The sequence below is a fragment of the Flavobacterium sp. genome (genome assembly GCF_028712645.1).
In the GTDB taxonomy this organism is placed as follows: Bacteria; Bacteroidota; Bacteroidia; order Flavobacteriales; family Flavobacteriaceae; genus Flavobacterium.
The window spans coordinates 1-11262 of sequence record NZ_JAQTPQ010000111.1 but is presented as its reverse complement, the minus strand read 5'-3'; the positions used below and the strand labels follow the sequence as shown (position 1 = coordinate 11262).

Annotated in this window: 11 protein-coding genes; 8 read left to right on the top strand and 3 right to left on the bottom strand. The window is 35.3% G+C overall.

All coding sequences use genetic code 11. From position 1 onward, the window contains the following. On the bottom strand, nt 1-1519 hold a 1519-nt coding region (locus PHC28_RS09995), incomplete at its 3' end, for a Clp protease N-terminal domain-containing protein (protein WP_300099461.1). Nucleotides 1520-1671: 152 nt separating this feature from the next. Here PHC28_RS09995 and ytxJ point away from each other — a divergent pair. Next, entirely contained in the window at nt 1672-2061 is a 390-nt protein-coding gene (gene ytxJ / locus PHC28_RS09990) for a bacillithiol system redox-active protein YtxJ (protein WP_300099458.1), read from the top strand. 260 nt (nt 2062-2321) lie between these two features. On the opposite strand, the gene PHC28_RS09985 is transcribed toward ytxJ, so the two are convergent. After that, nucleotides 2322-2963, bottom strand: coding sequence for a protein-L-isoaspartate(D-aspartate) O-methyltransferase (locus tag PHC28_RS09985; protein ID WP_300099456.1), 642 nt, complete (start codon nt 2961-2963; stop codon nt 2322-2324). 131 nt (nt 2964-3094) lie between these two features. On the opposite strand from PHC28_RS09985, the gene PHC28_RS09980 reads away from it, so the two are divergent. The 6 genes from PHC28_RS09980 (at nt 3095) to PHC28_RS09955 (ending at nt 8851) form a co-directional block, all read left to right on the top strand. Next, nucleotides 3095-4060, top strand: coding sequence for a Gfo/Idh/MocA family oxidoreductase (locus PHC28_RS09980; protein WP_300099453.1), 966 nt, complete (start codon nt 3095-3097; stop codon nt 4058-4060). An 81-nt stretch (nt 4061-4141) separates the two neighbouring features. Beyond that, complete coding sequence (locus PHC28_RS09975) at nt 4142-5029, top strand: 3-hydroxyacyl-CoA dehydrogenase family protein (RefSeq protein WP_300099451.1); 888 nt, start codon at nt 4142-4144, stop codon at nt 5027-5029. Between the two features lies 1 nt (nt 5030). Next, nucleotides 5031-5741, top strand: a complete 711-nt coding sequence (locus PHC28_RS09970) for a YggS family pyridoxal phosphate-dependent enzyme (protein ID WP_300099448.1) — start codon at nt 5031-5033, stop codon at nt 5739-5741. Nucleotides 5742-5823: 82 nt separating this feature from the next. Continuing rightward, entirely contained in the window at nt 5824-7185 is a 1362-nt protein-coding gene (locus PHC28_RS09965) for an exonuclease domain-containing protein (protein WP_300099445.1), read from the top strand. A 1-nt stretch (nt 7186) separates the two neighbouring features. Continuing rightward, the gene (miaA, locus tag PHC28_RS09960; RefSeq protein WP_300099442.1) at nt 7187-8098 is read left to right on the top strand and encodes a tRNA (adenosine(37)-N6)-dimethylallyltransferase MiaA; all 912 of its coding nucleotides are present in this window, start codon (nt 7187-7189) and stop codon (nt 8096-8098) included. Between the two features lie 15 nt (nt 8099-8113). Continuing rightward, nucleotides 8114-8851 (top strand): acyl-ACP thioesterase domain-containing protein, encoded by a 738-nt coding sequence (locus PHC28_RS09955; protein ID WP_300099438.1) that lies wholly within the window; start codon nt 8114-8116, stop codon nt 8849-8851. 233 nt (nt 8852-9084) lie between these two features. On the opposite strand, the gene PHC28_RS09950 is transcribed toward PHC28_RS09955, so the two are convergent. Next, nucleotides 9085-10299 (bottom strand): BamA/TamA family outer membrane protein, encoded by a 1215-nt coding sequence (locus PHC28_RS09950; RefSeq protein ID WP_300099436.1) that lies wholly within the window; start codon nt 10297-10299, stop codon nt 9085-9087. 224 nt (nt 10300-10523) lie between these two features. On the opposite strand from PHC28_RS09950, the gene PHC28_RS09945 reads away from it, so the two are divergent. Beyond that, nucleotides 10524-11051, top strand: coding sequence for a superoxide dismutase family protein (locus tag PHC28_RS09945; protein ID WP_300099433.1), 528 nt, complete (start codon nt 10524-10526; stop codon nt 11049-11051). The last annotated feature ends 211 nt before the right edge of the window (nt 11052-11262 follow it).

The following is an 11262-nucleotide window of genomic DNA, read 5'->3' as shown; positions in this document are numbered from 1 at the left end:
GTTCTTGGGCTTCTTTTATTTTTCCGTAACGAATTTCGGCTACTTTTCCGTAATCGCCTTCGCGTTCGGCACGTTCCGCTTCGTATTTAAAGTCTTCGATTTCGGTTTTTACGGATTGGATATTATCGACCACGTCTTTCTCGGATTTCCATTTGGAAAAAACTTCGTTTCGGTCGTCTTTCAGGTTCGCCAAATCCATTCCCAAGGCTTTCAGTTTGCTTTCGTCTTTCTCGCGTTTGATGGCTGCAATTTCGATTTCCAATTGCATTATTTTTCGATCCAAAACATCGAGTTCTTCGGGTTTTGAATTGATTTCCATACGGATTTTCGAAGCCGCTTCGTCCATCAAATCAATGGCTTTGTCCGGAAGAAAACGATTCGTAATATACCGTTGTGACAATTCGACAGCCGCAATTATGGCATCGTCTTTTATCTGTACTTTATGATGGGTTTCGTATTTTTCCTTGATTCCACGAAGGATGGAAATCGCACTTTCGGTATCGGGTTCCTCGATCATTACCTTTTGGAAACGACGTTCGAGTGCTTTGTCTTTCTCGAAATATTTTTGGTATTCGTCCAATGTCGTTGCACCAATGGCACGCAATTCACCACGGGCCAAAGCTGGTTTCAATATATTGGCTGCATCCATCGCGCCTTCGCCACCACCAGCACCTACGAGTGTGTGGATTTCGTCGATGAAAAGGACAATATCTCCTTCGGCAGCGGTAACTTCTTTCACCACTGATTTCAGACGTTCCTCGAATTCTCCTTTGTATTTGGCTCCGGCAATCAAAGCTCCCATATCGAGTGAAAACACGATTTTGTCTTTCAGGTTTTCGGGAACGTCTCCGTCCACGATTCGATGGGCCAAACCTTCGGCGATGGCGGTTTTACCAACTCCAGGTTCTCCGACCAACATTGGGTTGTTTTTGGTTCGACGCGTCAAGATTTGCAAAACCCTACGAATTTCTTCATCACGACCAATAACGGGATCGAGTTTCCCAGTTCGGGCCAGTTCGTTGAGGTTTTTGGCATATTTGTTCAAGGAATTATAAGTTTCCTCCGCAGAAGCAGAGGTTACTCTTTCGCCTTTTCGGAGTTCGTCAATAGCGGCTTTTAGTCCTTTTTCGGTTACGCCTTGGTCTTTTAGAATTTGGGCGACTTTGCTTTTCGATGCAAAAATAGCCAAGATTAAATGCTCGATAGAAACGAATTCATCGTTCATTTTCTTGGCAATGATTTCGGCTTCGGTTAGTGTTGAGTTTGCCGTTCTGGAAAGCATAATTTCGCCACCCGAAACTTTCGGAAAACTTTGAATAGTACTGTCTAAAATTTGTTCGAATAAGGGAACATTTACATTTAGTTTTTTCAAAATAAAGGGAGCCACATTTTCATCGACTTCGAAAATCGCTTTGAAAATGTGTTCGTTTTCTATTTGTTGTTGTCCAAAACTTTGAGCCAATTGCTGAGATTGCTGAATGGCTTCTTGTGATTTGATGGTAAATTTATTAATGTTCATTTTAAATAAGTTTAAAATTTAACGATTGAAAGTTTACTGTTTTGATTAACTTTGGAACAAAATTATCAAATCTCATTCCACTGTTAAAGTTACGACAAAATGACTGATAAAGGGGGATTTATGAAATAAAAAACAATTTAAATTTTAACATAATGAGTTTATTTTCAGCGATTTTTGGAAGTTCAGAGAATAAAAACGCTTCTAACAGCGAAATCAATTGGATTCCGCTTACAGCTTTAAGTCAGTTGGATGAAATAGTGTCAATTTCCAATGAGAAACCAGTAGTAATTTTCAAACATAGTACTCGTTGTAGTATCAGTAGATTTGCTCTGAAACAGTTTGAAAACGACTTTGATTTAGAAAATAAAGTAGATACTTATTTTCTGGATTTAATTGAACATCGAGATATTTCAAATGAAATTGCCAATCGTTTTAATGTTGTTCACCAATCGCCGCAATTGTTGTTGATTAAAGCTGGAAAATCAGTTTATGATGTCTCGCATAATGATATTGATGCAACACTATTAAAAGAACAATTATAAGTGCTACGGGTTTATTGATGGAAATGACAAAACTTCAGTTTTGGTAATGAGCCTTGTTTTATTTCAAAATGGTTAGCCAATTACAGGATTTTAATTTTTATGACTATTCGTTACTTGTACCTATTTTGAAAATGGCACACGGATGACACGGATTTAAACAGATAAAAACAGATTTTAATATTAATATCAGTGAAAATCCGTCTAATCTGTGTCATCCGTGTGCTTTATTGGGTTATTCGTCCGCTTAGCAGACAGTTATATTAATTTTTATTTTCCAATAAAGGCACGAATTTAAAATCTCCAAACTCGTGTTTTTCAAATTGGGTTTCATTCTTTCTAATTAACAAAGTCATAATTTGTTTTTCTTCACCAAGCGGAATGACTAGCCTCCCTCCTATTTTTAACTGTGCCATCAAGGCTTGCGGAATTATTGGCGCACCAGCCGTAACAATAATACTATCAAAAGGAGCGTGATTAGGGATGCCTTTATATCCATCTCCAAAAGAAAGATGTTTAGGTCTAATACCTAATTTGGGCAACAAAACCGAAGTTTGCTTGAACAACTCATTTTGTCTTTCAATACTATAAACTTTAGCTCCCATTAAGCATAAAACAGCAGTTTGATAGCCAGAACCTGTACCAATTTCGAGGATTTTATGCTCTTTTTTTACTTCTAATAATTGACTTTGAAAGGCAACTGTATAAGGTTGCGAAATAGTTTGACCGGCAGCAATAGGAAAAGCTTTGTCCTGATAGGCATAATCAGCAAAACTGGAATTCAAAAAAAGGTGTCTTGGAATTTTCTTAATGGCTTCCAAAACATTCTTATCACTAATTCCTTTTCCCTGCAAAAGTGTTACTAATTGATTGCGAAGTCCTTGATGTTTGGCGGTATCTTTCAAAGTTTAAAATAATATATTTCGGTAAAAATAAACTTTAATAATTCAAAAATCAAATAACAATTTCCAAAACTTTAAACTAGAAACTTCACTCATTAAACAAATAAATTATATTTTTGTTAAAAATCATTTTTATGTTAAAAGTAGGCGTTTTAGGTGCTGGACATCTTGGAAAAATACATTTACGATTATTGCAACAATCCGAAAAATTCGAATTAGTTGGTTTTTATGATGAAAATCAAGAAAATGGAGAGAAAGTTGCCAAAGAATTTGGTTACAAGCAATTCTCAACAATCGCTACATTAATTCACGCTGTCGATGTGATTGATATCGTGACGCCAACGCTTTCACACTTTAAATGTGCCAAAGTTTCGATAAAATCTGGCAAACACGTTTTTATTGAAAAACCCATTTCGAATACCGTTGCCGAAGCCGAAGAAATCATAGCTTTAGCCAATGAATACAAGGTAAAAGGTCAAGTAGGTCACGTAGAAAGATTTAATCCTGCGTTCAAAGCGACTAAGGATATGATTGAAAATCCTATGTTTATCGAAACCCATCGTTTGGCAGAATTCAATCCTCGTGGCACCGATGTTCCCGTGGTTCTCGACTTGATGATTCACGATATTGATGCGATTTTGAGCGTGGTCAATTCGAAAGTGAAAGACGTTCACGCCAGTGGGGTTTCGGTTATCAGTGATACTCCAGATATTGCGAACGCTCGAATTGAGTTCGAAAACGGATGTGTTGCCAATTTAACGGCCAGTAGAATTTCCTTAAAAAATATGCGTAAATCACGCTTTTTCCAAAAAGATGCTTACATCTCGGTCGATTTCTTGGAGAAAAGATGCGAGGTCGTAAAAATGAAAGATGCTCCAGAAATTCCTGGAGATTTTGATATCATTCTACAAAATGCCGAGGGCGTAAAAAAACAAATCTACTTTTCGAATCCTGATGTGGAGCAAAACAACGCTATTCTTGACGAGTTGGAATCCTTTGCCGATGCCATCAACAACAATACAACTCCTGTTGTAACATTGGAACAAGCAACAGAAGCTTTAAGAGTGGCTTACCAAATTATTGATTGTTTTAAAAAATAATAAAATTGGTTTCAAGTTTCAGGTTTCAGGTTCTCTCGAACAACTTGAAACTTGAAACTTGAAACTTTTAAACCAAAATAAATGAAAACAATAGCCGTAATCGGAGCTGGAACAATGGGCAACGGAATTGCGCACACTTTTGCGCAAAGTGGTTTTGCCGTAAAATTAATCGATGTTTCCGAAAAATCATTAGATAAAGGAATGGCAACTATTTTTGCCAATTTAGACAGAATGGTTACCAAAGGAACTATTACCGAAGAAGATAAATTCAAAACCATAAGTAATATAATCACTTATACAGACATCAAAGATGGTGTTGTGGGAGTGGATTTGGTTGTTGAAGCAGCCACTGAAAACGTGGAATTAAAGCTCAATATTTTCAAACAATTGAACGAAGCTTGTTCGCACAATACGATTTTGGCAACAAATACTTCTTCCATTTCTATTACACAAATTGGCGCAGTTGTAGTTCATCCGGAGCGTGTTATCGGAATGCATTTTATGAATCCTGTTCCAATTATGAAATTGGTTGAAATTATTCGGGGTTACAACACCAGCGATGAAGTGACAAAAATCATTATGGATTTATCTGAAAAACTGGGGAAAACTCCAGTCGAAGTCAACGATTATCCAGGATTTGTTGCCAACAGAATTTTGATGCCAATGATAAACGAAGCCATCGAAACGCTTTACAACAAAGTAGCTGGCGTTTATGAAATTGACACCGTGATGAAACTCGGAATGGGACATCCGATGGGACCATTACAATTAGCTGATTTTATTGGGCTTGATGTATGTTTGGCTATTTTAAACGTAATGTACGACGGTTTCAAAAACCCGAAATATGCTCCTTGTCCTTTATTGGTCAATATGGTTCGTGCTGGAAAATTAGGCGTAAAATCTAGCGAAGGTTTTTATGATTATAGTGAAAGTAAGAAAGCGGAGAAAATCTCGAAACAGTTTATTTAATATGTCAATAGCACAAAACCTCCTCAAAATAAAATCCACTTTACCTGAAAACGTAACTCTTGTTGCCGTTTCTAAAACCAAACCCATTCCTGATTTGATGGAAGCTTATGATGCTGGTCAACGCATTTTTGGTGAAAACAAAATTCAGGAAATGGCCGAGAAATGGGAAGCGATGCCAAAAGATATCGAATGGCACATGATTGGTCACGTTCAAACGAACAAGGTCAAATTTATGGTGCCATTTGTGAGTTTAATTCACGGCGTGGATAGCTTGAAATTATTGGAAGAAATTAACAAACAAGCAAAAAAAAACAATAGAATTATCGATTGTTTATTGCAAGTTTATATCGCCGAAGAAGAAAGTAAATTTGGACTTGATGAAGAAGAATTGGATGAGATTCTTCACTTCGTTCAGACCCGAGGCAGTGCCGAACAGAGCGAAGCTAATGACAAAGAAGGAATGAAAAACATTCGAATTGTTGGATTAATGGGAATGGCAACTTTTACAGATAATCAAAACCAAATCAAAAAAGAATTCACGCATTTGAAATCCATTTTTGACAAATTACGTTATGACGGATCCGGATCCGGTAGAGACGCACTGCAGTGCGTCTCTACATTGTCTATGGGAATGTCTGGCGATTATCAACTCGCAATTGAATGTGGAAGCACGATGGTTCGAATAGGAAGTAGTATCTTTGGAGGACGATAAATTGATTTTTGATTGAAGATTAACGATTTGTGATTTCAGATTTTCCAACTGAACACTAAAAACCGAACACTTAACATTTATTTTGTACGCAATACTCGACATAGAAACTACCGGAGGGCAATTCAACGAAGAAGGAATTACCGAAATTGCCATTTATAAATTTGACGGTCACGAAATCGTGGATCAATTTATCAGTTTGGTCAATCCTGAAATCCCTATTCAACCTTTTGTGGTGAAACTTACTGGAATCAATAATGCTATGTTGCGCTCTGCTCCAAAGTTTTTTGAAATAGCCAAGCGTATTATCGAAATGACCAACGATTGCGTTTTGGTCGCTCATAATGCTGATTTCGATTATCGAATATTACGCACCGAATTTCGTCGTTTGGGTTATGATTTTAATGTAAAAACACTTTGCACAGTCGAATTATCAAAAAAATTATTGCCGGAACAACCTTCTCATAGTTTAGGAAAATTAGTTCGTGCTTTAGGAATTCCAATGGCTGATAGGCATCGTGCCAGCGGTGACGCAATGGCAACCGTAAAATTATTCAAAATGCTTTTGGACAAAGATTTGAATAAAGAAATCGTCAAAGAGCTCATTAAATTTGAAATTCAAAAGGGAATTTCTCCCAAGTTGATGGACATCGTAGAGAGTTTGCCTTCAAAAACGGGAGTTTATTATATCCATCGCGAAGATGGTAGTCTTATGTTTATTGGCAAAAGCCGAAACATTAAAAAAAGAGTCAATCAGCATTTTACTGGAATTACAAAAAGTGCCAAGAAAATTCAAAATGAAGTTTTCACCGTAACTTATGAAGAAACTGGAAGTGAATTGATTGCACTTTTGAAAGAGTCTGAAGAAATCAAAATCAACAGACCTATTTTTAATAGAATGTCTCCAAAAAGTAATTTTAATTGGGCAATTTATGCTGAAAAAGATACCAATGGTTATCTTAATTTAAAATTACAAAAAGCGGACGGCAGAAAAAAAGAAATTAAATCCTATATCTCTTTGCAGGAAGGAAAAAATGCCTTGTTTAGGATAAGTTCTCATTATCATTTATGTCAAAAATTGACAGGTTTATATGAAACAAAATCACATTGTTTTCAGCACACTATTAATGAATGTGATGGTGCTTGTGTTGGCAAAATTGCCCCTTTAGAATACAACGAACGGGTTCACACTTTTATAGAAAAAAATATATTTGAAAATAAAACATTGGCAATTCTTGACAAAGGCCGAACCGTCACTGAGCGTAGCGTCATTTTGGTCGAAAATGGTGTTTACAAAGGGTACGCCTTTTTTGATTTGAATTACCAAATCAACACTCTCGAAATTTTACGAAATATCATCATCCCGATGCAAAGCAATCGTGATACTCGAAATAGTATTCAAGCTTATCTCCGAAAAAACAAGTATTTGAAAGTCATAAATTTCTAAAATGGCTAAATATTTAATCACGATAATCGGTCCTACTGCAATCGGAAAAACTTCCTTGAGTATTGCTTTGGCACAACATTTCAATTGCGAAATTATTTCTTGCGACAGTCGTCAGTTTTTCAAAGAAATGAGAATTGGAACTGCAGTTCCTTCCGAGGAAGAATTGGCTGGAGCCCAACATCATTTCATTCAAAATAAATCCATTTTTGAGAATTATACTGTTGGTGATTTCGAAAAAGAAGCCATTTCCAAACTGGATGAATTGTATTTAGCCAATGATTTTGTTGTGATGGTTGGTGGTTCTGGATTATACGTAGATGCCGTTTTGAAAGGCTTTGACGAATTTCCGGAAATTGACATTGCGGTTCGTGAAGAAGTCAAAATAAACTACGAAAAATTAGGAATTGAATATCTACAAACCGAATTAGAAAAATTGGATTCCAATTATTTTTCGGTCGTCGCCAAAGAAAATCCACAGCGAATGATGCGTGCTTTGGAAGTTTGCATCGGAAGCGGAAAACCGTATTCTTCGTTTTTAAATCAAAAGAAAAACACGAGAAACTTCACTCCTATTCTCATTGGTTTAGAAGCTGAAAGAAGCGTTATTTATGATAGAATTAATCAACGTGTGGATATAATGATGAACGAAGGTCTATTGGCTGAAGCCAAAAATTTATTACCACAGAAAGATTTGAATGCATTACAAACAGTGGGTTACCGTGAATTATTCAGTTATTTTGAAAGTGAAATCACACTAGAATTTGCAATCGAAGAAATCAAGAAAAATACCAGACGATTTGCTAAAAGACAACTCACTTGGTTCAAGAGAAATGAAACAACAAAATGGTTTGATTATTTGACTGATAGAAAGAAAATTATAGACTTTCTAAACACAATAATTCATAATTCATAATTCATAATTATTTATATGCCAATAGCAGAAAATTTCACATCCATATTCAGCAAAGATTGGGAAATCAATTTTACGCAATGTATGCCAAATGGGTACTTGAAATACACTGATTTGTGTAATCTTTTACAATTAACAGCTGCTGCACATTCGGAAGTTGGGGGAATTAGTTTTTCGGATATGCAAGAGTTCAATCAGGCTTGGGTTTTAAGTAGAATGCGTGTCGAAATCACGGAATTACCCAAATGGAAAGATTTTGTAACCGTAAAAACTTGGATTAATACTCTTGAAAATTCACGCTCTGTACGTGCTTTAGAAATGTATGTTAACGGTAAAAAAATAGTAGGATGCGAGACTTTTTGGGCAGTTTTTAATACCAAAATTAGACGACCAGAAGCCTTGGCATTGCCGTTTGAACATTTCGAATTATATCCAGAAAACAAAGCAACTATTAAGCCTTTTTCCAAAATAAATCTCAACAATGAAACTGAAATGGTTTTCGAAAAGACGGTAGCTCTTTCAGATTTAGACATTGTCAATCACGTAAACAATGTAAAATATCTGGAATGGTGTTTGGATTTTGTAGAGGAAAAATTAATTTTGAATCAAAAAATTGAAAGTTTCGAAATGAATTTCCTCAAGGAATTATCATTGAAAGACAAAGTTGTAATACACGAAAATTTGACTTCTGATGCTATGGTTTTTAGCATCACCAAAGAAGATAAAACCTGTTTTGCTTTACAGTTAAATATGTAATGCGAATCGAGGGTTGAATTTATAACTTTTTGGGGTTCAACGAGACCTAACAGGTTTTAAAAACCTGTTAGGTCTAATCAAAAGAATGACAGCCTTTTATTTCAACCCTTGATTTGAGTGTTAAAATTCGTGTTCATTCGTGAAATTCGTGGCGACTTTATTTTTCTTTTTTAAAAGCGAATGCCATACCGTAGGGACTATACCTTATTTTAATCGGACAATAATTGTAAAGATTAAAAACTTTCCCCAGCATTAAGATAAAAAGCTTTTGAACGATTCGCCCAAGCATAATTGAGCACTAAATTCGTACGAGTTGCTTTATCAATTAATATACGCAAACCAATACCTACGGCAGGTTGTACGTATTGAAAAAGACGAATATCTCTATCCTTGTCGCTCACACTGGTAAAGTTTGCAAATAATGTTCCGCTGAATAATTGGTTACAACTAATGGGAAACCTATATTCCGCTTCAAGATAAGCTAAATTATAACCCCGAAATAATCCTTGGGTATAACCTTTACCGCTTCGGCTACGTTGATCCCAACCAATTGCTGGCAAGTTGAGATAAGGAACTTTTCCGCTCGTTACAAACTGTCCATAAGTCCAAAAGCTTAGTACGTGTTGATCATTAGTTTTGCTTAATGGCAAAAAATATCTGTATTCTGTAAAAAGCACGGTACTTGCAGCTTGATTTTTGTTCAATGCAGGATTTACTCTGTAATTAATATTTCCAAACCATCCGTGATTCGTATTGATTTGGTTATCCCTTGAATCAAAAACCATATTGAGACTTAATCCATTTACAAAATATGCCTTATCGCTAAATCCATTCTTTGTGTTATAATTATAATGATTGGTATAAATTCCGTTTGCAATATCAAGTTTCTCATCAATAATCGAAGAATAACTGTCAAAATGAATTCCAGCTCCCACATAAAAATCTCCTTTAACCTTCCAAGACATCGTTTGATGAAATTTTAGATAATTATATTGCATCGGTTCCGTCAAAGAATTGATATCAAAATTTACGCCGTTTTTATTTGTTGGGACTATATCTGAGCCTAGTCCATAATTTGCTTGAGAAAAAATATAGTAGCGCCAGTCTCCACTCAAAAATATTTTATTATCCTTGAGCATCACATTATTTTTAAAATTAACAATCAACTGTTTCTTTTCGGAATAGTTGATTCCAAGATTAATCGCTGAATATTTATCTTTTGGATTCTTTCCTTTAAAAGTATATTGACCCACAGCTCCATAAACAAAACCTGTGGCAGGTTGTGATCCAATAAGCGGTATTACAAGAAAAAAACTGTTTTTTAAAGGTTTTATTATATGTATGGAATCTCTCTTTTTAAAGACTTCAGGCAGTGATTTTACAGGACATTCCTTTACAGAATCTTTGGTTGTTTGTCCTATAACATTGAATTGTATAAACAAAACCATTATTAGAGTTGTGAAAACATCTGTTAAGCATTTCCTCCTAAAGATATGTACCATATAAAATCTTAATTAAAAACTTGGGCTAAATTAACAATTCCATTATCAAAAAAGTCAAATCGCATACAAAATACTACTTACCTCCAAAAACTATTTGGATTTTAAGATAACTTTAATTTTTCTTTCCTTATTAATGAGTATTTTTATAAAAATAATTTAAAATAAAAACTATGAAAAAAATAATCTTTTCTATCGTGCTAATCTTAGCTGTAATCATTGGATGCAAAACAAAAGGCAATTCAAGCGATTCTAAAAAGTTAAACATTGCTTTCGAATCCAAAAGCAACAGCAATGTAACTGGAACCGCCTCTTTTATTGAAAAAAATGGCAAAGTGACTTTCGTGGCAAAATTAGCTGGACTAAAACCTGGTGTGCATGCTATACACATTCATGAAAAATCAGATTGTACTGCTGCTGATGGAAGTTCGGCGGGAGGACATTGGAATCCAACATTCAAAAAACACGGAAAATGGGGTGTTGGTGAATATCACAGAGGAGATATCGGTAATTTTACTGCCGACGAAAAAGGAAATGGAACTATTACCCTAACTACTGATGAATGGTGTATTGGTTGTGAAGATGAAACCAAAAATATCCTTGGAAAAGGATTAATTGTTCACCAAGGTACAGATGATTTTACCTCTCAACCTTCTGGAAATGCTGGTGCAAGAGTAGCTTGCTCAGCGATTATCAAGTAAGAAAATAAAAATTTATAGAAAACCGTCTCGTTTTTAACAATGGGACGGTTTTTTATTTTTAAAATAATTGGAAAACCACAAAATAACATAAATTTGTATTTCTAAACATCAACAATGATTAACCCTTCGGCAAACGGTTGGATAGATAAATTTTTATTGAAGCAAAATGCTTTATCCTCTTCCGTTGTTGCAGACCCAAATTTATTTTACA